Raw genomic sequence first — 23794 nt, 5'->3', positions numbered from 1 at the left:
CCTGTAAACAGCATGCAGATTTAAGGCTAATAGCCCTATATGGCGTCACACCTGGATAGTTACAAGCCTTGGCTACCCGGACACGACGCACGGTCGGTGAGTCATTGATACCCGGGCAGCCCTTGTGGGAGCCGGCTTGCCGGCGATGCCAGCGACGCGGTTCCGTGGTAATTCAATCGCTGGCAGGCCAGCTGCCGCAGGGGTCGAGATACGGTACAAACCTATTGCGCGGCGCCCGAATCTTGAAACTGATGCAACTGGCGGCGTTGCTTCTTGGTCGGTTTGCCGTCGCTGATAATGCCCATTGCCCCTGATTTGAGCATGGCGGCCATGCTTTCACGCTTGGCAATGCTTTGCTCGGTTTCGGCATACAGCAGCTGCGCCTCCGGGGCGCCTCGGCGTACAACTGAAAGTCCTTTGACCTCCACTGTACGCTCTTCGAGTCCGACACGAATTTGCAGCTCATCACCCAAACGGGGCTCTTTGCTCGGTTTGCAGCGCTCACCACGGCAGTGCACCTTGCCGCTTTCAATGGCGGTCTTGGCCAATGCACGGGTCTTGTAAAAACGCGCGGCCCAGAGCCACTTGTCCAGACGGACCTTGTCGTCCTCTTCCTGTTTCTGCGCCATTGGAATCTCCTTCACTCGATATTCGCAACTCTACTACTACTTTGGGTGAACCCAAGAAGGAACCTGACCGATAGAATGCCGCCTGCTGCCATGCCGCAACTAAAATACAGCACAGCGTGAACGCAGATAACTGTCGCCATTTACCGGATATTCTGCGTGAATACCGCCTTTATGCTTTCAAGTCGGCATTCGCCGGCTGCTATACCTGCAGGGCCTGCCCTGCAGCCTGGATACGTTAATCGCCGGTTACCTATATTGAAGACTTTTGACCATTTGACCGTTGTCGGTCTGCGCGAGTGGGTGGCGCTTCCCGATCTGGGAGTTGCGGGCCTGCGGGCGAAAATCGACACCGGTGCCAGTACCTCCAGCCTGCACGCCACTGAAATCGAGCCATTTGTGCGCGACGGTGTCGAGTGGGTACGTTTCAATGCCCATTTGGGCACGCTTGTACAACTACGCCACCGCCGTTGCGAAGCGCCACTGGTGGCGATAAAAACGATTAAAAGCTCCAACGGTCATACACAGGTTCGTTATGTGATCCGTACCGGCCTTGCGCTGGGAGATCGGGTCTGGTCGGTGGAGTTCACCCTCGCCTGCCGCAAATCCATGCGTTACCGCCTGCTGCTGGGCTCCAAAGCGCTGATCGACGGCCAACTGGTGGTCAATCCAGAGTTTAAATACGTACAAGACAAGCCGGTGTTCCCGGTCACTACTACCTCTGCCACAGGTGTTGCATGAAGATCGCTGTGCTGTCGCGTAACCCGCGTCTGTATTCCACTCGTCGTCTGGTTGAAGCCGGTACTGAACGAGGCCATGAAATGGTAGTGATCGATACCCTGCGCGCCTATATGAACATCGCCAGTCATAAGCCGCAGATCCACTACCGCGGCAAGCCACTGGAAGGCTTTGACGCGGTCATCCCGCGCATTGGTGCGTCAGTCACGTTTTATGGCTGCGCGGTGTTGCGCCAGTTCGAGATGATGGGGGTTTTCCCGCTCAACGAATCGGTGGCAATCGCCCGCTCGCGAGACAAGTTGCGCTCGCTGCAACTGTTGTCGCGACGCGGCCTGGGCCTGCCGGTGACAGGCTTTGCTCACTCGCCGGATGATATTCCGGACCTGATCGAGATGGTCAATGGTGCGCCGCTGGTGATCAAGGTACTGGAAGGCACCCAGGGGATTGGCGTGGTGCTGTGTGAAACCGCCACGGCGGCGGAGTCGGTGATCGAGGCCTTTATGGGTCTCAAACAGAACATCATGGTGCAGGAATACATCAAGGAAGCCGGTGGTGCGGATATCCGCTGCTTCGTGGTGGGTGACAAGGTGATTGCGTCCATGAAACGCCAGGCCAAGCCCGGCGAGTTCCGCTCCAACCTGCATCGTGGCGGCAGTGCCAGCCTGATCAAAATCACCCCGCAAGAGCGCATGACAGCCATTCGCGCGGCCAAAGTCATGGGGTTGAGTGTGGCGGGGGTCGATATCTTGCGCTCCAACCACGGCCCGCTGGTGCTGGAGGTCAATTCATCGCCCGGACTGGAAGGTATCGAAACCACCACGGGCAAGGATGTAGCCGGGATCATCATTGAGCATCTGGAGAAAAACAGCACGCCGCACATGACCCGGACCAAAGGCAAAGGTTAAAAGCAGCTGCCTGCAACGGCCCTGTAGGAGTGAGCTTGCTCACGAGCGGTTGGAAGCTCGCGAGCAAGCTCGCTCCTACAGCACTCCTTATACCGCCCCTCTGGGCAACATCAGGCCCAGCGGCAATCGCACCCGGGCCTCAAGGCCACCGCCGGCACGGTTACGCAATTCAACATTGCCGCCATGCATGGAGGCGATGCGCTTGACGATGGCAAGCCCCAGCCCGGTCCCTTTGCCACCACGCGCACGATCACCGCGGATAAACGGATTGAAGATGTCTTCAAGCTCTGAAGGGTCAATGCCCGCTCCCCGGTCCATCACACTCAGCACCACATACGGCGCACTGGTGTCTCCGGATACGTAGGCCGCCACTTCCACGTTATCGCCGGCATGGTGCAACGCATTGCCGATCAGGTTGTTGAGCAGACGTTTCATCGACACCCGACGCAACGCAAACGGCTGAATCGGCTGCAGGCGCAGACTCACTTGCTGTTCGTTCTGGTTGTAAGGCGCAACAACCTCGCGGATCAATTCGCACAAGTCGACTTCTTCGACCGGTTCATCGCGACCGTCACGTATAAAGGCCAGGAATTGATCGAGAATCGCGTCCATGTCTTCAATGTCGCGCACCATGTCGTCGGTCAGGTCACTGTGGTTGCCCATGAGCTCCAAAGACAGACGCAAGCGGGTCAATGGCGTTCGCAGGTCATGGGACACACCGGCGAGCATCAGTTCGCGTTCGCGGCCTGCCTGCTCCACATCTTCTGCCATCTGATTGAAAGCGCTGTACACCTCGGTCATCTCGCTCGGTGTATCACTGATCGGCAGCCGTACACTGCGCCCCTGCCCCAGTTGCCTGGCCGCATAAACCAGACGCTTGAGCGGCTGGTTGAGCTGACTGACGAAAATCCATGCCGAGGCAGTCGATAACAAACCGATGGCCAGGAACCAGCCGAGCACACTCCAGATTTTCTGCCCGCGTAGCGGGTGCGGATACAGCGGTACTTTCAGCCAGCCGTCGCCAAGGCTCGGAGCACGTACCCACAGCGCGGGGGGCGCGTGCATGCGCAAGCGCACCTCGGTGTCGGCCCCCAGCTCGGCCTGCATCTGGCGCTCATAAATTTCACTGTACGGCCAGTGCTGCTCGCCTTCGGGTACGCCACCACCGACCACCCGAATCAAACCGGCTGCATCGGCAATCTTTTCGCGATTCTCCTCGTCGGCAGCCCAATAAGCACGCAGGGTCAAGGCCACGCCGTGGCTGTACTGGCGGTCGACCAGCATGTCTTCGTTCATCAACAGATAAACCAGGGTCAGTGCCTTGGAGAACAGCACGACAATGAGGACCAGCCACAGGGTGCGAGAGAAAAAACTTTGGGGGAACCACAGAGGGGTTTTCATAGACAGCCGTCTTAACACTTTGCAGGAGCGAGCTGTGAGGCTCGCATAATTTGGAATCGCGAGCCTTCGGGCAACCGGGTACCGGAAAGGCTCGCTCCTACAAATGATCCATCACTTGGTCGCGTTGCCATCCGGCACGAACACATAACCTACGCCCCAGACGGTCTGGATATAGCGTGGCTTCGACGGGTCCGGCTCGATCATGCGGCGCAAGCGGGAGATCTGGACGTCGATGGAACGCTCCAGTGCATCCCATTCACGGCCACGGGCCAGGTTCATCAGCTTGTCGCGGGTCAACGGCTCGCGGGCATGCATGACCAGAGCTTTAAGCACGGCGAACTCACCCGTGGTGAGCATGTGGACTTCGTCGCCACGCTTGAGCTCGCGAGTTGCCAGCGACAGTTCGTAATCACCGAACGTCACGCTTTCGTCTTCGCTGCCCGGGGCACCCGGTACAGGAGCGGCCTGGCGGCGCAATACCGCACGCACCCGCGCCATGAGTTCATCGGGGTTGAACGGCTTGGCCAGATAATCGTCGGCGCCCAGTTCCAGGCCCTTGATGCGGCTCAGCTCGTCACCCTTGGCGGTGAGCATGATGATCGGCACCCGGTTGCCCGCAGCACGCAAGCGGCGGCAAGCCGACAGCCCGTCTTCGCCGGGCAGCATCAGGTCCAGCACCACCAGGTTGAATACCTCACGGGCCAGCAAACGGTCCATTTGCTCGACGTTTGGCACAGCGCGGGCGCGATAGCCCTTGCTGACGAAGAAACGTTCCAGCAGGCTGCTCAGCCCGGGATCGTCGTCAACGATGAGAATTTTTTCGCCTTCTGCCGCTTGTGCAATGCTGCTCATTAGATGCTCCTGTGATCTCGGCGCGCATTATGGCTTAGCTGCTGTCATACGCATGGAGTGCATTGTTAGCAGATTTTTCCTCCACTAACAGCACGCAGACCAATGTGCTGCGCCGCGTAGCCCCCTGAATTCGGGAACGCTGGTTATAATGCGCCGCCTTTTGTGTCGGGCAACCTTGGATTTTCAAAGATCGCGTCAGGACTTATTTTTCCGGTGTCTGGCGTAATGTGCTGATTTCGCGGGTCAACAGGCCGCCCTTTTGGCCCAGGCAGCGGCCTCATTCAGGTCGCTCAACCAGCCTCGCAAGCCTAGAAACCCGGGCATGCGAGCCTGCTTCACAATTTGTCAGGTGGTTTTATGGACAGCATCAACAGCCGCATCGCCGAAGAACTTGGCGTGCGCCCGCAGCAGGTCGAAGCGGCCGTCGCGCTTCTGGATGAAGGCTCCACCGTACCCTTCATCTCCCGCTACCGTAAGGAAGTGACCGGCAGCCTGGATGACACCCAACTGCGTCATCTGGAAGAACGCCTGCGCTACCTGCGTGAACTCGACGAACGGCGTATCAGCATCCTCGCCAGCATCGAAGAACAAGGCAAATTAACCCCTGAACTGGCCCGCGACATCAAACTCGCCGAGACCAAGACACGCCTCGAAGACTTGTACCTGCCGTACAAGCAGAAGCGCCGCACCAAGGGCCAGATTGCCCTGGAAGCGGGTCTCGGCGAACTGGCAGACGGTCTGTTCAACGACCCGGCCCTGAGCCCTGAAACCGAAGCAGCCCGTTTTGTCGACGCCGAAAAAGGTGTGGCAGACGTCAAGGCAGCTCTGGACGGCGCCAAGTACATCCTGATGGAGCGCTTCGCCGAAGACGCCAGCCTGCTGGATAAACTGCGCAGTTTCCTGAAACAGGAAGCGATTCTCAGCGCCCGGGTAATTCCCGGCAAAGAAGAGGAAGGCGCCAAGTTCCGCGACTACTTCGAGCACGACGAACCGCTCAAAAGCATGCCGTCGCACCGCGCGCTGGCTATTTTCCGTGGCCGCAACGAAGGCATTCTCAGCTCCTCGCTCAAGGTCGGTGAAGAACTGCCCGGCACCATGCATCCCGGCGAGATGATGATCAGCGAGCGTTTCGGCCTGCAGAACCAGAACCGCCCCGCTGACAAATGGCTGAGCGAAGTGGTGCGCTGGACCTGGAAGGTCAAGCTCTATACCCACCTTGAAACCGACTTGCTGGGAGAGTTGCGCGACGGGGCTGAAACCGAAGCCATCAACGTGTTCGCCCACAACCTGCACGACTTGCTGCTGGCCGCACCTGCCGGCCCGCGCGCGACCCTGGGGCTGGACCCGGGCCTGCGTACCGGCTGCAAGATTGCCGTGGTCGATGCCACCGGCAAAATGCTCGAATACGCCACCGTGTATCCGCACGTGCCGCACAACAAGTGGGACCAGACCATCGCCGTGATGGCCGCCCTGTGCGCCAAGCACTCGGTCGAACTGATCGCCATCGGCAACGGCACCGCCAGCCGCGAAAGCGACAAGCTGGTGATTGACCTGATCAAAAAGTACCCGGCCCTGAAAGTCACCAAAGTGATGGTGTCGGAAGCCGGCGCCTCGGTGTACTCGGCCTCGGAGCTGGCCGCCAAGGAGTTCCCGGACCTGGACGTATCGATCCGTGGCGCGGTGTCGATTGCCCGCCGCCTGCAGGATCCGCTGGCAGAGCTGGTGAAAATCGACCCTAAATCCATCGGTGTCGGCCAGTACCAGCACGACGTATCCCAGCTCAAGCTGGCACGCGGCCTGGACGCCGTGGTTGAAGACTGCGTAAACGCCGTGGGTGTTGACGTCAACACCGCATCGGTGGCGCTGCTGGCCCGTATCTCGGGGCTCAATGCCACACTGGCGCAGAACATCGTCAGTCACCGCGATGAAAACGGCGCATTCAAAACCCGTGCTGCATTGAAGAAAGTCAGCCGTCTGGGCGAAAAAACCTTCGAACAGGCAGCCGGTTTCCTGCGTGTCATGAATGGCGACAACCCGCTGGACGCTTCGGCGGTTCACCCCGAGGCCTACCCGCTGGTCAAACGCATTGCCTCGGACACCGAGCGCGACATTCGCTCGCTGATCGGTGACGCAAGCTTCCTCAAGCGTCTTGATCCGAAGAAATTCACTGACGAAACCTTCGGCCTGCCGACGGTCACCGACATCCTCCAGGAACTGGAAAAACCCGGCCGCGATCCACGTCCCGAGTTCAAGACTGCCGAGTTCCAGGAAGGCGTCGAAGATCTCAAGGACTTGCAACTGGGGATGATTCTGGAAGGCGTGGTTACCAACGTTACCAACTTTGGTGCCTTCGTCGACATCGGTGTCCATCAGGACGGCCTGGTGCATATCTCGGCACTGTCCGAGAAGTTCATCAAGGACCCGCGTGAAGCTGTTAAAGCCGGTGACGTCGTCAAGGTCAAGGTCATGGAAATCGATATCCCGCGTAAACGCGTGGGGCTGTCGATGCGCATGAGCGACACCCCCGGCGAGAAAATCGACGGTGCTCGTGGCGCGCGCCCAGGTTCGGCACCGCGCCAGCAAAACACCGCGTCGCGTAAAGAAACCGTGGCTGCGGCCCCGGCCAACAACGCGATGGCGTCACTGTTTGCCAACGCCAAACAGATGAAAAAACGCTAATGACGCTCCCGGACGGCCTGACCCAAAGCGCCTTCAGTGATCTGATCGGTTGCCGCGTGCAGTGGGTGGAAGACGGCGTGGCGCACGTGGCGCTAAGCCTGGAACCGCAACTGCGCAATCGCGGCGGGAAAATGCACGGCGGGGTTTTATTCAGTCTGGTGGATATCAGCATGGGGCTGGCGTGTTCCAGCGCCCATGGCTTTGACCAGCAGAGCGTGACCATCGAGTGCAAAATCAACTACATCCGGGCGGTGTCCGATGGCGAAGTGCTGTGCATCGCCAAAGTCATTCACCCCGGAAGACGCACCCTGGTCGTCGAAGCAGACGTGCTGCAAGGCGACAAACTGGTGGCCAAAGCACAAGGCACCTTCGCCGTCCTGTAGCCGCCGGCAGGTGATTTGAGTTAATTTCGGCGCATAAGGGTCAATAGACCCTTGTGCGGCACCGAAATGCGCTTCAAGCGCCGAGGGCCGAACAAGGACGGGCGACATCATTACAAGCCAGGCGACCACGCCAGTTTCAACTTCACCCTTGTAGACCGTCCTGACCACCCCCATATTGGGGCGACTGACGCGTGAAGGAATCCAACTTGAGCCAACTTCTCAACCGCCGCCTGGCTCTGCTCAGCGAGCGCGCTAACCTCTCACTGCTGGAGCAGTGCTTGCATGGTATCGAGCGCGAATGCCTGCGCGTTACGGCCGATGCCCGACTGGCGCAGACCCCGCACCCCGAAGAACTGGGCTCGGCCCTGACCAACGATCAAATCACCACTGACTATTCCGAGTCGCTGCTGGAGTTCATCACCCCGGCCCTGCCTGATCCGGCAGAGACGCTGGCCAGCCTCGACAAGATTCACCGTTTTGCCTACAGCAAACTCGGTAACGAGTTCCTGTGGAGCCCTTCGATGCCGTGCCCGTTGCCGGCCGAAGAAGACATCCCGATTGCCTACTACGGCACGTCCAATATCGGTCAGCTCAAGTACGTGTACCGCAAAGGCCTGGCCCTGCGTTACGGCAAGACCATGCAGTGCATCGCCGGCATTCACTACAATTTCTCCCTGCCTGAAGTGCTGTGGCCGGTACTGATGAAGGATGAAGGCTTTGTCGGCACCGAGCGCGACTACCAGTCCAATGCCTACATCGCGCTGATTCGTAATTTCCGTCGTTACAACTGGCTCCTGATGTACCTGTTTGGTGCTTCGCCTGCGCTGGATGCGGGTTTCCTGCGCGGCCGCTCACACCAGCTGGAACAACTGGACGCCGATACGCTGTACCTGCCTTACGCCACCAGCCTGCGCATGAGCGACCTGGGTTACCAGAGCAACGCCCAGGCCGGTCTGACACCCTGCTACAACGACCTCAACAGCTATACCGACAGCCTGCGCAAAGCGGTGGCAACACCTTATGCACCGTATGTTGAGATCGGCACGCACAAAGATGGCGAATGGGTGCAACTGAACACCAACATTCTGCAAATCGAAAACGAGTACTACTCCAACATCCGCCCCAAGCGCGTGACCTACACCGGCGAGCGGCCGATTCAGGCGCTGGTGGCCCGTGGCGTGCAGTACGTTGAAGTGCGTTTGCTGGATATCAACCCGTTCCTGCCCGTGGGCATCGACTTGCCTGAAGCGCGTTTTCTGGACGCGTTCCTGCTGTATTGCGCCTTCCAGGAAAGCCCGCAATTCGACAACACGACCTGCAGTGATTGCTCGTCGAACTTCATGAGCGTGGTCAAGGAAGGTCGCCGTCCGGGCCTGCAATTGCAGCGCGATGGCCAGCCGGTCGACCTGAAGGAATGGGCAGCAGAACTGCTGGAGCAAATTGCACCACTGGCCGCTTTGCTCGATGCAAGCCACGGCGGCGATGCTCACAGCAAAGCGCTCGACGAACAGCTAGCCAAGGTCAAGGACGCGTCACTGACGCCGTCCGCCAAAGTCCTGGCCAGCATGATCGAGCACAAGGAAAGCTTCTCCCAGTTCTCGATGCGCCAAAGCCTGGCCCATGCCGAGTTCTTCCGCAGCGAACCGCTGAGTGCTGAAGACCAGGCTGCGTTCGAAGAAAAGGCCCGCAGTTCGCTGGTACAGCAGACCGAACTGGAACAGCACGAAGTCGGAGACTTTGATTTGTTCGTCGCCTCGTACCAGGCGAGCATTCTGGCGATCAGTAACTAAAAGCTCCTCACCTCGGGCCCCGCCCTTTGAGGCGGGGGCCAAGGGAGCACGAGTTACAGCGCCTTCTCGAATATCTTGGAATTACGCTGAAAGTTGTACAGCGACGCGCGCGCAGCCGGCAGGCGTTCGACGCTGCTCGGCTCAAAGCCGCGTTCGCGGAACCAGTGGGCTGTGCGGGTTGTAAGCACGAACAGGGTTTTTAGCCCCTGGGCCCGGGCACGGTTTTCGATGCGCTCCAGCAACTCGTCACCGCGACGACCATGGCGGTACTCCGGATTCACCGCCAGACACGCCAGCTCCCCCGCGTCCGAATCGGCAATCTGATACAGCGCCGCACAGGCGATGATCATGCCTTCACGCTCAACCACACTGAACTGCTCGATCTCGCGCTCCAGCACTTCGCGTGAGCGACGTACCAGAATCCCCTGCTCTTCCAGCGGGCTGATCAGGTCGAGCAAACCGCCCACGTCTTCAATCGCCGCTTCACGGGTGACTTCGAATTGCTCCTGGGCCACCAGCGTACCGCCACCATGACGGGTAAACAGTTCCGTCAGCAGCGCACCATCTTCGGCGTAGCTGACGATGTGGCTACGTGCCACGCCGCCACTGCAGGCCTCGGCAGCCGCTTCCAGCAGTTCGGCCTGATAATCGCTCCCCAGACGCTTCATGTGCGCCGGTATCTGTTGCGGACGCAACTCACGGACCAGATGCCCGGTCTCGTCGAGCAGGCCCGACTCGGCACCGAACAACAGCAGTTTGTCAGCACCCAGGTCGATAGCGGCGCGGGTGGCGACGTCTTCGCAGGCCAGGTTGAAAATCTCACCGGTCGGTGAGTAGCCCAACGGTGACAGCAGCACGATCGAGCGCTCGTCCAGCAGACGGTTGATACCCTTGCGGTCGACCCGGCGCACTTCGCCCGTGTGGTGATAATCCACGCCATCGAGCACACCGATCGGGCGCGCTGTGACCAGGTTGCCGCTCGCCACCCGCAGGCGTGAACCCTGCATCGGCGAAGAAGCCATGTCCATCGACAAGCGCGCCTCAATCGCAATACGCAACTGGCCCACGGCATCGATCACGCACTCCAGGGTCGGCGCATCGGTAATGCGCATACCTTCATGGTAATGCGGCACCAGGCCACGGGCTTCAAGCCGGCTTTCGATTTGCGGGCGCGAACCATGGACCAGCACCAGCCGCACGCCCAGGCTGTGCAACAGCACCAGGTCGTGAACGATATTGCCGAAGTTTGAGTGCGCTACGCCGTCGCCGGGGAGCATGACGACGAACGTGCAGTCGCGGTGAGCATTGATGTAAGGGGAAGCATGACGCAGCCAATTAACGTAATCGTGCATAACCGGAGCCTGTAAAAAATGAGCAGCCTGAAAAGGGCAAAAACAGCAAACGCACAACGGGCTGGTGGTTATCGTCGAAACATACTTGGCAACACGCGTGCTCTCCTCATGTGTGGAAGTGGTGGGCGCTGGCGCTCCCGCCTTTTTTTCAGGTCAGACAATAGTGTTCGATCAACTGGCTTAATAGACGCACTGTCGGCTTCAAACGTGACATTTCCAGGTGTTCTCCCGGCTGATGAGCACAACTGATGTCGCCGGGGCCCAACACAATGGTTTCGCAGCCAAGCTGCTGAAGATAAGGCGCTTCCGTGCCAAACGCCACTGCTTGTGCGCGATGCCCGGTGAGGCGCTCGGCTACCCGTACCAGTTCAACATCGGCCGCCTGCTCAAATGGCGGGACACCGGCAGCAATCGGGGCGAAATCGATCTTCACTTGATGGCGCTCGGCCAAAGGCTGCAATTTGCCGCGAATGATCGCCCGCAGCTCGTTCGGGTCCATGCCCGGCAAAGGCCGCAGGTCAAACTCCAGCGAACATTGACCGCAAATGCGGTTTGGATTGTCGCCACCGTGAATGCAGCCAAAGTTCAGGGTCGGCTGCGGCACGCTGAACTGCGGGTTGCGGTATTCGTTGAGCCATTGCTGACGCAGCCCCTTGAGTTCGCTGATCGCGTCGTGCATGGCTTCCAGAGCGCTGTGGCCAAGGCTTGGGTCGGAGGAATGGCCGCTACGCCCCAGAATGTCGATGCGCTCCATCATCACGCCTTTGTGCATGCGGATCGGCTTGAGCCCGGTTGGCTCGCCGATCACCGCAGCACGTCCCAGCGGGCGCCCGGCTTCGACCAGAGCCCGGGCACCGGCCATCGAGGTTTCTTCGTCGCACGTGGCCAAAATCAGCAGTGGCTGCTTGAACGGCTGATCGAGCAGCGGGCGCACGGCCTCGATCACCAGCGCGAAAAACCCCTTCATGTCACAACTGCCAAGGCCTACCCAGCGATTGTCGACTTCTGTCAGTTTCAGCGGATCGGTCTGCCACAGCGCTTCGTCATAAGGCACGGTATCGCTGTGCCCCGCCAGCACCAGCCCCCCGGGGCCGCTGCCAAAGCTGGCGAGCAAGTTGAATTTCCCCAGGCTGACCTGCTGGATATCGCAACTAAAACCCAGCTCGGCGAGCCAGGTGGCCAACAAATCGATCACCCCTCGATTGGATTGATCCAGATGAGGCTGGGTGCAACTGACCGACGCAGTGCCGATCAAGGCAGCGAATTGCTCTTTCATGGAAGGTAAAGGCATGCGCTGACTTCCTGTTAGCTGGGCGAGGCCCATCATAGAGCCATCTGGCGGGCAGAATAAACCCGTGCGACGCGTCGGAGCGGCGAGTCCTGTACACTGCACGGCCTTGGCAGCCACACCTTTTCCCGGCTGCGCAACCGTTCCTGGATTTTCCGGCCATGCAAAAAGAAACCGAAATCAAACTGCGCGTCAGCCGCGAAACCCTCGCCGCCTTGCGCGAGCACCCACTGCTGAAAAAGCGCAACAAAAGTGGCTGGGAAAGCCGTGAGTTGTTAAACCAGTACTTCGACACACCTGAGCGCGACCTGGCCAAGGCCAAAGTTGCCCTGCGCCTGCGCCGCGATGGCGAAGAAGTGATCCAGACCCTCAAGACCCGCGGCCAGAGCATTGCCGGCCTGTCGGAGCGTAACGAGTACGACTGGAAGCTGCCTAAAGCCAAGCTCGATACCAAAAAACTCGACGGCGAATGCTGGCCCGAAGAGTTGGCCGAGCTGGACAAGAAAACCCTGAAACCAATCTTCACCACCGATTTTGTCCGCGAGCGCGCAGAAATTTCGTGGGGCCGCGGCAAGGCCAAAGTCGTGATCGAAGCGGCGCTGGACCTTGGCCACGTGATTGCGGGCAAGCAGAAAGAAGAAATCTGCGAGCTGGAACTCGAACTGCGCGAAGGCGAACCGTCTGCGTTGCTGGAACTGGCAGCCGAGCTGGCCGAGAAGCTGGCCCTGATGCCATGCGATATCAGCAAGGCCGAGCGCGGCTATCGCCTGTTCGATGCCAACAGCTATGCCGTCAGCCTGCCGGCACCTGTTTTGACCCCGCAAACACCGCTGGACGACGCCTTTGCCGCGCTGGCCTGGCACTTGCTGGGCAGCAGCCAGCGCCTGGCCGAACAGTACCGTTTCAATGGCCACTGGCGTTTGCTGCAAGACTGGGTTCAACAACTGACTGACCTGCGTGCCCTGGTCAGCAGCCTGGGTCAGGCCGCGCCACGCCAATCCACCAGCGCGCTGCGCGCAGAGCTCGATGCCTTGCTTGAAGACTGGCGCCCGCTGGTACAAATCGGCCAGGACGACGAAGACGTGCGTAAAGCCGCTCCCGAGCAGTTCCTGGAAGAGCTGGAAGACCCACGCTGGGGCCAGTTCTCGCTGAACACCTCACGCTGGTTGATGGCTCGCAGCTGGACCATTGATCGCGGCACCACCCGTGGCAATCGCCAGGGTGCTGCACAGTTGGCCAGCTGGTTGCCGCGCCTGCTCTCGGACGAAGCCATCGCCCTGCGCCTGAACCGCTACCAGCAGCAACCCGAAGATCTGGCCGAGCAACTGCCGCGTATCGAGCGGATTCAGGCATGGCTGCGCCTGGCGCGTAACGTGCTGGAAATCCCGGAAGTCGATCGTTTGTACGGTGAACTGAACAAGCTGCAGGAACTGGCCAACCAGCCAATCTCTGAAGATGCCGAGAGCAATGACCTCTTGCTCAACGCTCGCAAGCAGCAAGCGATTGCCGTGTACCAGAACCGCGCCTGGAAGACCCTGCTGCGCGCCTAAGCGCACGGCCCCTGCAGGAGCGAGCTTGCCCGCTCCTGCAACTGCGGCCCTACTTCGTGCCTTTGGGCATGTCCGCGTCTGGCGTTCGCCAAATCAGTCGCGTGGTGTCATACCCTTGTTGTTGAGCCTTGCTCAGCAACTCCTCCCGGGTTTGCTGATCAATCTGCGGCTTGCGTGACAGCAGCCACAAATAACGCCGATCAGGATTACCCACTAGCGCCGTGCTGTAGCCATCGCCCAGGTACAACACCCAGTAATCGCCCTTGGTCACCCCCGGCAGCACCGATGACACCCAGTTATCGAACTCGACCCACAGTTTGTCGGTTTTACCCGCAACCTGAGGCGTAGCCGTACCTTTGGCCTCTTCCCACTCGCCTTCAGCGGTCCGGCAACGGTTCAGTACCGCCACGTTGCCGTCCGGCTTGAGGCTGTAGTGCGCCTCGGATTGCGCGCAGTTACGCTGGAAGAACATTGGCAATCTCGCCTGCTCATACCAGGTGCCCTGATAACGTTTGAGATCAACGCTTTCGACGGTTTTGGGGGCCAGCGAATTGTCGGAGGTGCTGCATCCGGCTAACAGCAGTGCAGCGCCGAACGTGGCTAAAAGACGTTTCATCGCAGATGCTCCTGATCAGCCTTACTTAAGACCTTGCCCGGAAAAAATCAGCACTTTATCGCCAGCGTATTGCACGCTGATAAAGCTGGTTTTATCACCCCAGGTGCAGCTCGACATACCCAGTGCACCGGAACAATCGGTCGGGCTACCCAACAACTTCTCTACCTCGGCCTTGGTCATGCCGGCCGACAGTTTTGAGTAGTTTTCCTGGTTGACCTTGCTGCATGCCGCCAGCAATACGCAAAACGACAACATTGCCAAAGAACGCAACTTCATGGAAAAGCTCCTGATTGAGAAAGTCGGCCGAGCCGCTTGATGCAAGCTTAGAAGAGAAAAGTACGGGGTGGTTCCCGATAGGCGGGGGGATTTGTTCCGGGACCGGAAACAACTGTAGGAGCGAGCTTGCTCGCGAGCTGTTGGGGACTGAACAGCTCGCGAGCACGCTGGCTCCTACAGGAGGTGAAGCGGTGCGTCTTACTTGTTGTGGTACGAAGTCACGCGTGCCACTTCTTCTTTCGAGCCCAGGAACACCGCTACACGCTGGTGCAGGCCTTCCGGCTGGATGTCGAGGATACGCTGGTGGCCGTCAGTGGAAGTACCACCAGCCTGCTCCACAAGGAACGACATCGGGTTGGCTTCATACATCAAACGCAATTTGCCCGGCTTGGACGGCTCGCGGCTGTCACGCGGGTACATGAACAGACCGCCACGGGTCAGGATCCGGTGTACGTCGGCAACCATCGCGGCAACCCAGCGCATGTTGTAGTTCTTTTCCAGCGGGCCTTCTTCGCCAGCCAGCAACTCGTCAACGTAGCGTTGTACCGGAGCTTCCCAGTGACGCTGGTTGGACATGTTGATGGCGAATTCCTGGGTGCTCTCAGGAATGGTGATGTCTTCGTGGGTCAGTACGAAGCTGCCCATTTCACGGTCCAGGGTGAAGCCTTTGACGCCGTCGCCCAGGGTCAGCACCAGCATGGTCTGAGGGCCATAAATGGCGTAACCGGCAGCTACCTGCTGCGTGCCTGGCTGCAGGAAGGCCTTTTCATTCAAAGGCTCGTTCTGGGTCAGGTATTCGTTCGGGCAACGCAGCACCGAGAAGATAGTACCGACCGGGGCGTTGATATCGATGTTCGACGAACCGTCCAGCGGGTCGAATACCAACAGGTATGCGCCTTTCGGGTATTTGCCCGGAATCTGGTAGGCATTGTCCATTTCTTCGGACGCCATACCGGCCAGGTGACCGCCCCACTCGTTTGCTTCAAGCAGGATTTCGTTGGAAATCACGTCGAGCTTCTTCTGCACCTCACCTTGTACGTTTTCGGTGCCCATGCTGCCCAGAACACCACCCAGGGCACCTTTGGACACGGCGTGGCTGATCTCTTTGCAAGCACGCGCCACCACTTCGATGAGGAAACGCAAATCAGCAGGCGTGTTGTTGCTGCGGGTCTGCTCGATCAAATAGCGACTCAGGGTAACGCGGGACATGTAAGGCTCCGAACAATGGGGAGGGGGGCGAAAAACCCGCGCAGTTTAACGCGTGTTGCCGTGCAAATCTTCTAATCAGACTCAGAACCGGCCAAGCGGGTTCAGCTGAATCCTTAAATCATCCAAAAACCTGTAGCCGCTGCCGCAGGCTGCGATAAGTCCCACAGGGGCTTCGCTCTTAAAAGCACGAGCCCTGCGGTCTCGATCGCAGCCTGCGGCAGCGACTACAAAGAGCTCTACAACGCTTTCCAGATTTCAGTCGCATACTCGCGAATGGTGCGGTCAGAGGAGAACCAGCCCATGCGCGCCGTATTGAGCACGGCTTTGCGCCACCAGGCGTCCCTGTCATGCCACAGGGTTTCAACCCGCATCTGGGCAGCCCAGTACGCATCGAAATCCGCGCAGACCAGAAAACGGTCGTAATCAATCAGAGAGTCTACAAAGCCGGTGTACCGCGCCTGGTCGTCATGGGAAAAGACCCCGCCGCGAATGGCCTGCAATACGTCATTGAGTCGATGGGAGGCGGCAACATCAGGCCCGGCGTGAAACTCGCCATTGCGCTTGCGGGCTTCGACCTGCTCTGCGCTGAGGCCGAAAATAAACATGTTATCGGCGCCAACCCGCTCGCACATCTCCACGTTGGCGCCATCCAGGGTGCCGATGGTCAACGCTCCGTTGAGGCCGAACTTCATGTTGCTGGTACCCGAGGCTTCGAAACCTGCAGTGGATATCTGCTCGGACAGATCCGCAGCCGGAATGATGCTTTCGGCCAGGCTGACGTTGTAGTTGGGGATAAACACCACTTTGAGCAGGCCGCGTACGGTCGGATCGTTATTCACCGTGCGGGCGATATCGTTGGCCAGTTTAATGATGAGCTTGGCCTGCTCATAACTGGCCGCCGCCTTGCCCGCGAAAATCTTGACCCGGGGCACCCAGTGGTTGCCCGGCTCGGCACGAATGGCCTGGTACAGCGCGACGGTGTGCAGCAGGTTGAGCAGTTGGCGCTTGTACTCGTGAATCCGTTTGACCTGCACATCGAACATCGCTTCAGGATTGACCACGATACCCAGGCGCTCATAGATCAGCGCTGCCAAGGTGCACTTGCTTTGCAGGCGCTGCGCGGCAAATTGCCTGCGAAAATCTTCACGCTCGGCAAAAGGCTCCAGCTTGATCAGCTTGTACTCGGTGTCATCAAGGACATCGGGCCCCAGCGCTTCAACCAGCATCGCGGTCAATGGCGGGTTGGCCTGAAACAGCCAGCGGCGGAAGGTCACGCCATTGGTCTTGTTATTGATCCGGTTCGGATAGAGCTTGTGCAACTCGGAGAAAACCGTGCTGCGCATCAACTGAGTGTGCAACCCGGATACACCGTTGACGCTGTGGGAGCCGAGAAACGCCAGATTACCCATGCGTACCCGACGGCCGTTTTCCTCTTCAATCAGCGACACGGCACGCAGCACATCGAAATCATGCACCCCTTTGTCGCGCAGAGAATCGATGTGATAGCCATTGATCAGGTAGATGATCTGCATATGGCGCGGCAACATGCGCTCCATCAACCCGACAGGCCAGGTTTCAAGTGCTTCGGGGAGCAAGGTGTGATTGGTGTAAGACAAGGTGTCGACAGTGATTTTCCAGGCGGTTTGCCACTCGATGGCGTGTTCATCGACCAGGATGCGCATCAATTCCGCAACGGCGATCGAGGGATGAGTGTCGTTGAGCTGGATGGACACATGCTCGGCCAGGTTCAGCAGCGTGTCGTGAACGTGCAAGTGCCTGCGCAACAGATCCTGCAGCGACGCCGAAACAAAGAAAAACTCCTGGCGCAGGCGCAGCTCCTGCCCGGCCTCGTTGCTGTCTGCCGGATACAGCACACGGGAAATACTTTCGGCGCGCACCACCTCGGCCACCGCACCCAGATGGTCACCGGCGTTGAAACGCCCCAGGTTCAGGTCATGCAGCGCCCTGGCGCGCCACAGCCGCAAGGTGTTGACACTGGCACCGCGCCAGCCCACGACGGGGGTGTCATAGGCGATGGCCCTCACCGTCTCGCTGGGCTCCCAGACCTGCCGTGACTGGCCGTGCTCATCCTGCCGGGTTTCAACCGCACCGCCAAAGCCGATCGAGTACAGCACTTCGGCGCGCTCAAACTCCCACGGGTTACCGAAGTCCAGCCAGTTCTCGGTTTGCTCCTGCTGCCAGCCGTCGACGATGCTCTGCCGGAACAACCCGTGCTCATAACGGATGCCGTAACCATGGGCGGCGATGCCCAGGGTCGACATGCTTTCCATAAAGCAAGCGGCCAGACGACCCAGGCCGCCGTTGCCAAGCGCCGCATCGGGCTCCAGCAGGCGGATGCGCTCCAGATCGACCCCAAGCTCGGTCATCGCCTCGCGCGCGACCTCCAGCAGCCCCAAATTGCTCAGGCTGTCATACAGCAAGCGCCCGATCAGAAATTCCAGCGACAGGTAGTACACCCGCTTCTGGTCCTTGCGATAAATCTGCCGCGTATGGTCCATCCAGTGCTCGACCATATGGTCGCGGGCAGCCAGTGCGATGGCTTCGAACCAGTCATGGTCAAACGCGTGATCCGGGTCCTTGCCCACCGCGTAAGTCAGTTTGGCTACCACAGCGGCACGAAAAGCCGCCACCTGTGCGTCACGAACAAGCGGTTCCTGGGGCATCGATACAACCTCGAACGAGAAGGAGCGATTTGAAGAACGAATGGTGTCAGCCTAGACCGTTCGACATGAGGAAAGCGCTTTGATTCGGGGTTTTAGGGCTGTTTTTACAAATAAAACTGACGAAATGAATATCGCCCCAAAACGAGGCGCGAACGCCAGTGAGCGCTTTAAAACATGGCCCTGATCGAAAAACCGGCAAATGGTTGTTCACACATTCACCAACCCCGGTATCATCGCGCGCCCTGATGCACGCCGGAATACAAGCCTGATGAAGTCCAACCTGATCGCCGCCGCGGAAATCGACCGTATCGATACCTGGGCCAAATACTCCGCGCCCATGTGCGGTTCCTGCATTTCCAGCTGCTGCACGCTGCCGGTCGAGGTCAAAATCAAAGACCTGATCCGCATCGGCATCGTCGATGAGTTTGAGATGGGCGATCCGCCGAAAAACATCGCCAAACGCCTGCAGAAAGAAGGCATCGTGGAGCGCTTCAATCAGAAGTCCGGGATTTTCACCCTGCAGCGCATGAGCAATAACGACTGCCTGTACCTGGATCGCAAGTCGCGCATGTGCACCATTTACGAAAAGCGCCCGGACACTTGCCGCAACCACCCACGGATTGGCCCGCGCCCGGGTTATTGCGCCTATGTGCCCAAAGCGGTTGAACGCAAAAACAGCAGCGAGAAGCTGATGGTGTTTTAACCCGCTCTCGATCCATGGGGGAGCTGGCCTGCGGCGCTCTGCCTGATAAACCGCAACTGCCCCATCGCTGGCAAGCCAGCTCCCACAAGGCCCGCGCAGCACACAAATCCCGGGCTGTGACCCAATACCTGTGGGAGCCGATGACATCCCTGCGCGCTACCTGATAAACCGCAACTGCTCCATCGCTGGCAAGCCAGCTCCCACAAGGCCCGCGCAGCACACAAATCCCGGGCTGTGACCCAATACCTGTTGGAGCCGATGACATCCCTGCGCGCTGCCTGACAGACCGCAACTGCCCCATCGCTGGCAAGCCAGCTCCCACAAGGCCCGCGCAGCACATAAATCCCGGGCTGTGACCCAATACCTGTGGGAGCCGATGACATCCCTGCGCTCTACCTGAAAACCGCAACTGCTCCATCGCTGGCAAGCCAGCTCCCACAAAGCCCGCGCAGCACATAAATCCCGGGCTGTGACCCAACACCTGTGGGAGCCGGCTTGCCGGCGATGACATCCCTGCGCGCTGCCTGACAGACCGCAAATGCTCCATCGCTGACAAGCCAGCTCCCACAAGGCCCGCGCAACACATAAATCCCGGGCTGTGACCCAATACCTGTGGGAGCCGGCTTGCCGGCGATGACATCCCTGCGCGCTGCCTGATAAACCGCAACTGCCCCATCGCTGGCAAGCCAGCTCCCACAAGGCCCGCGCAGCACATAAATCCCGGGCTGTGACCCAATACCTGTGGAAGCCGGCTTGCCGGCGATGACATCCCTGCGCTCTGCCTGATAAACCGCAACGGCTCCATCGCTGGCAAGCCAGCTCCCACAAGGCCCGCGCAGCACACAAATCCCGGACTGTGCCCCAACACCTGTGGGAGCCGGCTTGCCGGCGATGACATCCCTGCGCGCTGCCTGATAAACCGCAACTGCCCCATCGCTGGCAGGCCAGCTCCCACAAGGCCCGCGCAGCACATAAATCCCGGGCTGTGGCCCAATACCTGTGGGAGCCGGCTTGCCGGCGATGACATCCCTGCGCGCTGCCTGACAGACCGCAACTGCTCCATCGCTGGCAAGCCAGCTCCCACAAGGCCCGCGCAGCACATAAATCCCGGGCTGGGACCCAATACCTGTGGGAGCCGGCTTGCCGGCGATGACATCCCTGCGCTCTGCCTGACAGACCGCAACTGCCCCATCGCTGGCAAGCCAGCTCCCACAAGGCCCGCGCAGCACCTAAATCCCGGACACAAAAAAACGCCCCCGACCGCAAGGCCGGGGGCGTTTTTTGTTCAGCTAACTAAATAGCTTATTTGCTGCTTTTCTTGCTAGCGCGGGTACGCTCGCTTTCGCCCAGGATCTTCTTGCGAAGACGGATGGACTTAGGCGTCACTTCGCACAATTCGTCTTCTTGAACGAATTCCAGAGCTTGCTCCAGTGTGAAGCGGATAGGCGGAACCAGAGCGATGGTTTCGTCTTTACCCGAAGCACGCATGTTGTCGAGCTTCTTGCCTTTGGTTGGGTTAACGCCCAGGTCGTTGTCGCGGCTGTTGATGCCGACGATTTGACCTTCGTACACGTCTTCACCGTGACCCAGGAACAGTTTGCCACGAGCCTGCAGGGTTTCCAGCGAGTAAGTCAGAGCCTTACCGGTAGCAACCGAAACCAGAACGCCGTTCTGACGGCCGGACATGTCGCCCGACTTCATCACGTCGTAACGGTCGAAGATCGAGGTCAGGATGCCAGCGCCCGAAGTCAGAGTCAGGAACTCGTTACGGAAACCGATCAGGCCACGTGCAGGGATGTTGTATTCAAGACGAACACGGCCCTTGCCATCCGGAACCATGTTGGTCAGATCGCCTTTACGGATACCGATCTGTTCCATGATTGCGCCCTGCGATTCTTCTGGCAGGTCGATGGTTACGTTTTCGTACGGTTCGTGCTTAACGCCGTCAACCATGCGGATGATTACTTCCGGACGACCAACACCCATTTCGAAGCCTTCGCGACGCATGGTTTCGATCAGTACGGACAAGTGCAGCTCACCACGACCCGACACTTTGAACTTGTCAGCGGTGTCGCCTTCTTCAACGCGCAGAGCAACGTTGTAGAGCAATTCTTTGTCCAGACGTTCCTTGATGTTACGGCTGGTTACGAACTTGCCTTCACGGCCGCAGAACGGCGAGTCGTTAACCTGGAAGGTCATCGAAACGGTAGGTTCGTCAACGGTCAGCGGCTTCATCGCTTCGACGTTCAGTGGGTCGCACAGAGTGTCGGAGATGAACAGCTGGTCGAAGCCGCTGATGCAGACGATGTCGCCGGCAGCTGCTTCTTCAACGTCAATACGGTGCAGACCGTGGTGACCCATCAGCTTCAGGATACGACCGTTACGGCGCTTGCCGTCAGCATCGATAGCCACAACCTGGGTGTTCGGCTTGACGCGACCACGAGCGATACGGCCAACGCCGATGATGCCCAGGAAGCTGTTGTAGTCCAGTGCCGAGATTTGCATCTGGAACGGGCCGTCACGGTCAACTTTTGGAGCCGGAACGTGGTCAACAATCGCCTGGTACAGCGGGGTCATGTCTTCAGCCATGTCGGTGTGGTCAAGACCAGCAATACCGTTCAGGGCAGAGGCGTAAACCACTTTGAAGTCCAGCTGTTCTTCGGTAGCACCCAGGTTGTCGAACAGGTCGAAGATTTGATCCAGAACCCAGTCCGGACGTGCGCCTGGACGGTCAACCTTGTTGATAACCACGATTGGACGCAGGCCGGCTTCGAAAGCCTTCTTGGTCACGAAACGGGTTTGCGGCATAGGGCCGTCTTGTGCGTCAACCAGCAGCAGAACGGAGTCAACCATCGACATTACACGTTCAACTTCGCCGCCGAAGTCGGCGTGGCCCGGGGTGTCCACGATGTTGATGTGGTAGCCGTTCCAGTTGATAGCGGTGTTCTTGGCAAGAATGGTAATGCCGCGCTCTTTTTCCTGGTCGTTGGAGTCCATCACGCGCTCGTCGTTGAGCTCGCCGCGTTCCAGAGTGCCGGATTGACGCAAGAGTTTGTCTACCAGGGTGGTTTTACCGTGGTCAACGTGAGCAATGATGGCGATGTTACGTAGATTTTCGATCACTTGTGTATCTCGATCAGAGGATTCGGTGTGCTGACAGGTCGTGGCAGCGATTAACAGTAGAGTCAGGTCAAGCCGTTACAACTTGACCTCGGCGTCGGGGGGCCGGTGACGCAGGCCACAGGCATACAGCCCCGGGCTCTTAGCTCGGTCGATAAACGCGCACATTGGCATGTCCCTCACTGAGCAAATGGTGAGCATGCAGGCGACTCATCACGCCTTTGTCGCAATACAACAGGTACTGACGGGTGTCATCCAGTTCCTTGAAGCGGCTGTTCAATGCATAGAACGGCAACGCTTGTACTTCGATGCCAGCCAGTTCCAGCGGTTGATCTTCCTGAGCATCCGGGTGACGGATGTCTATCACGATCTGGCCCGCCAGCACTTCGCTGACCTCTTCGACTTGCAAGTCCTGGCCCAATTCATCGATCACCCGATCAATCGGCACCAGTTTGGCCCGCTCAAGCGCACGCTCGAGCACGGCCATATCGAACTGTTGTTCTTCGTACTCCACGCGGTTGCGTTTGGCGTGGGTCTTGGGGTTGACCGAAATCACCCCGCAATATTCAGGCATGTGCTTGGCAAAATCGGCCGTACCGATTTCAACCGCCTGATCAATGATGTCCTGCTTGTGGCTCGCGATCAGTGGACGCAGGACCAATTTGTCAGTAGCCGAGTCAATCAGCGACAAATTGGGCAGGGTCTGGCTCGATACCTGGGAAATCGCTTCGCCGGTTACCAGCACTTCGATATCGAGACGCTCAGCGATACGGGTTGCAGCGCGCAACATCATACGCTTCAAAATGACGCCCATATGACTGTTATCGACTTTGCCGAGAATTTCGCCCAAAACTTCTTCGAACGGAACGCTGACAAACAGCACGCGCTGCGAGCTGCCGTACTTCTTCCATATATAGTGCGCGACTTCCATCACGCCCAGTTCATGGGCACGTCCGCCCAGGTTGAAGAAGCAAAAGTGGCTCATGAGGCCGCGACGCATGATCTGGTAGGCCGCAACGGTAGAATCGAAACCACCGGACATCAACACCAGGGTCTGTTCCAGAGAGCCCAGCGGGAAGCCGCCGATGCTGTCGTGCTGGCTGTGAATCACAAACAACCGTTGGTCGCGAATTTCGAAGCGGACTTCAATTTGCGGATTTTTCAGGTCAATTCCTGCCGCACCGCATTCACGACGCAGCTTGCTGCCGACGTATTTCTCGATTTCCATCGAGGTAAACGGGTGCTTGCCGCCGCGCTTGCAACGCACGGAAAAAATCTTGCCCGCCAGCGCATCACCGAAGTGCAATTTGCACTTTTCAACCACGTCATCGAAGTCACCCAGCGGGTACTCGTCGACTTGCAGGAAATGGGTGATGCCCGGCATGCAGCTAAGGCGCGCAGTCATCTCCTTCAGGGCTTTGGGGTCACTTACGCGCGTTTGCAGCTCGATGTTGTCCCACACGCCCGTCACCACCACAGCCGGATCCAGATCGCGGAGCACAGCGCGGATGTTTTTAGCCAATTGGCGGACGAAACGCATCCGAACCGGACGGCTCTTAATAGTGATTTCGGGGAAGACTTTTACGATTAGTTTCATGAAAACAGCGCGCGAGCAGCCTGCC

Annotated in this window: 18 protein-coding genes; 7 read left to right on the top strand and 11 right to left on the bottom strand. The window is 58.8% G+C overall.

All coding sequences use genetic code 11. The annotated features are described in order from the left end of the window. Nucleotides 1-221: 221 nt before the first annotated feature. Entirely contained in the window at nt 222-629 is a 408-nt protein-coding gene (locus tag ACP7BO_RS14615; RefSeq protein WP_426211112.1) for an RNA-binding S4 domain-containing protein, read from the bottom strand. Nucleotides 630-884: 255 nt separating this feature from the next. Here ACP7BO_RS14615 and ACP7BO_RS14610 point away from each other — a divergent pair, with 255 nt between their 5' ends. Next, on the top strand, nt 885-1367 hold the full coding sequence (locus ACP7BO_RS14610; protein ID WP_397455156.1) for an ATP-dependent zinc protease: 483 nt from the start codon (nt 885-887) through the stop codon (nt 1365-1367). Further along, nucleotides 1364-2269 carry a 30S ribosomal protein S6--L-glutamate ligase gene (gene rimK / locus ACP7BO_RS14605; protein WP_060696060.1) on the top strand — a complete coding sequence of 302 codons (906 nt, stop codon included), beginning with the start codon at nt 1364-1366 and terminating at the stop codon, nt 2267-2269. Before ACP7BO_RS14610 ends, rimK begins: the two co-directional genes overlap by 4 nt. An 87-nt stretch (nt 2270-2356) precedes the next feature. Here rimK and ACP7BO_RS14600 read toward each other — a convergent pair whose 3' ends face one another. Both ACP7BO_RS14600 and ompR read right to left on the bottom strand, forming a co-directional pair. Then, complete coding sequence (locus ACP7BO_RS14600) at nt 2357-3670, bottom strand: ATP-binding protein (RefSeq protein WP_397455157.1); 1314 nt, start codon at nt 3668-3670, stop codon at nt 2357-2359. Between the two features lie 111 nt (nt 3671-3781). Next, nucleotides 3782-4522 (bottom strand): two-component system response regulator OmpR, encoded by a 741-nt coding sequence (gene ompR, locus ACP7BO_RS14595; protein WP_003438667.1) that lies wholly within the window; start codon nt 4520-4522, stop codon nt 3782-3784. 357 nt (nt 4523-4879) lie between these two features. On the opposite strand from ompR, the gene ACP7BO_RS14590 reads away from it, so the two are divergent. From ACP7BO_RS14590 to gshA, 3 genes are all read left to right on the top strand, one after another. Continuing rightward, nucleotides 4880-7201: a Tex family protein gene (locus ACP7BO_RS14590; protein ID WP_397455158.1), complete on the top strand. Its 2322-nt coding sequence runs from the start codon at nt 4880-4882 to the stop codon at nt 7199-7201. Then, on the top strand, nt 7201-7584 hold the full coding sequence (locus ACP7BO_RS14585) for a PaaI family thioesterase (RefSeq protein WP_060696067.1): 384 nt from the start codon (nt 7201-7203) through the stop codon (nt 7582-7584). The genes ACP7BO_RS14590 and ACP7BO_RS14585 overlap by 1 nt, the downstream gene beginning before the upstream one ends. Before the next feature lie 206 nt (nt 7585-7790). Next, nucleotides 7791-9374 carry a glutamate--cysteine ligase gene (gene gshA, locus ACP7BO_RS14580; RefSeq protein ID WP_426211107.1) on the top strand — a complete coding sequence of 528 codons (1584 nt, stop codon included), beginning with the start codon at nt 7791-7793 and terminating at the stop codon, nt 9372-9374. Nucleotides 9375-9427: 53 nt separating this feature from the next. On the opposite strand, the gene argA is transcribed toward gshA, so the two are convergent. Continuing rightward, nucleotides 9428-10726, bottom strand: coding sequence for an amino-acid N-acetyltransferase (argA, locus tag ACP7BO_RS14575; protein ID WP_397455160.1), 1299 nt, complete (start codon nt 10724-10726; stop codon nt 9428-9430). 148 nt (nt 10727-10874) lie between these two features. After that, complete coding sequence (argE, locus tag ACP7BO_RS14570) at nt 10875-12017, bottom strand: acetylornithine deacetylase (protein WP_426211104.1); 1143 nt, start codon at nt 12015-12017, stop codon at nt 10875-10877. A gap of 158 nt (nt 12018-12175) precedes the next feature. On the opposite strand from argE, the gene ACP7BO_RS14565 reads away from it, so the two are divergent. Next, on the top strand, nt 12176-13564 hold the full coding sequence (locus tag ACP7BO_RS14565) for an inorganic triphosphatase (protein ID WP_397455161.1): 1389 nt from the start codon (nt 12176-12178) through the stop codon (nt 13562-13564). A 49-nt stretch (nt 13565-13613) separates the two neighbouring features. Here ACP7BO_RS14565 and ACP7BO_RS14560 read toward each other — a convergent pair whose 3' ends face one another. The 4 genes from ACP7BO_RS14560 to ACP7BO_RS14545 form a co-directional block, all read right to left on the bottom strand. Further along, nucleotides 13614-14180, bottom strand: coding sequence for a lipocalin family protein (locus ACP7BO_RS14560; protein WP_426211102.1), 567 nt, complete (start codon nt 14178-14180; stop codon nt 13614-13616). Nucleotides 14181-14201: 21 nt separating this feature from the next. Continuing rightward, on the bottom strand, nt 14202-14456 hold the full coding sequence (gene bamE, locus ACP7BO_RS14555; protein ID WP_060696080.1) for an outer membrane protein assembly factor BamE domain-containing protein: 255 nt from the start codon (nt 14454-14456) through the stop codon (nt 14202-14204). 198 nt (nt 14457-14654) lie between these two features. Next, nucleotides 14655-15665 carry a class 1 fructose-bisphosphatase gene (locus ACP7BO_RS14550; protein WP_060696082.1) on the bottom strand — a complete coding sequence of 337 codons (1011 nt, stop codon included), beginning with the start codon at nt 15663-15665 and terminating at the stop codon, nt 14655-14657. Between the two features lie 236 nt (nt 15666-15901). After that, on the bottom strand, nt 15902-18349 hold the full coding sequence (locus tag ACP7BO_RS14545) for a glycogen/starch/alpha-glucan phosphorylase (RefSeq protein WP_397455163.1): 2448 nt from the start codon (nt 18347-18349) through the stop codon (nt 15902-15904). A 265-nt stretch (nt 18350-18614) separates the two neighbouring features. Here ACP7BO_RS14545 and ACP7BO_RS14540 point away from each other — a divergent pair, with 265 nt between their 5' ends. Further along, a complete protein-coding gene (locus tag ACP7BO_RS14540; protein ID WP_029612548.1) occupies nt 18615-19052 on the top strand; it encodes a YkgJ family cysteine cluster protein in 438 nt (145 codons plus the stop codon). Between the two features lie 1302 nt (nt 19053-20354). Here the strand turns inward: ACP7BO_RS14540 and typA are convergent. Continuing rightward, nucleotides 20355-22175, bottom strand: a complete 1821-nt coding sequence (typA, locus tag ACP7BO_RS14535) for a translational GTPase TypA (RefSeq protein WP_003438614.1) — start codon at nt 22173-22175, stop codon at nt 20355-20357. A 139-nt stretch (nt 22176-22314) separates the two neighbouring features. Beyond that, nucleotides 22315-23769: a tRNA uracil 4-sulfurtransferase ThiI gene (gene thiI / locus ACP7BO_RS14530; RefSeq protein WP_060696085.1), complete on the bottom strand. Its 1455-nt coding sequence runs from the start codon at nt 23767-23769 to the stop codon at nt 22315-22317. Nucleotides 23770-23794 lie beyond the last annotated feature (25 nt).

It is taken from the genome of Pseudomonas sp. TWR2-1-1, from assembly GCF_049897045.1.
Classification (GTDB): Bacteria; Pseudomonadota; Gammaproteobacteria; order Pseudomonadales; family Pseudomonadaceae; genus Aquipseudomonas; species Aquipseudomonas versuta.
Note: the sequence above shows the minus strand (reverse complement) of the source record. Positions and strands in the feature narration are given on the sequence as shown.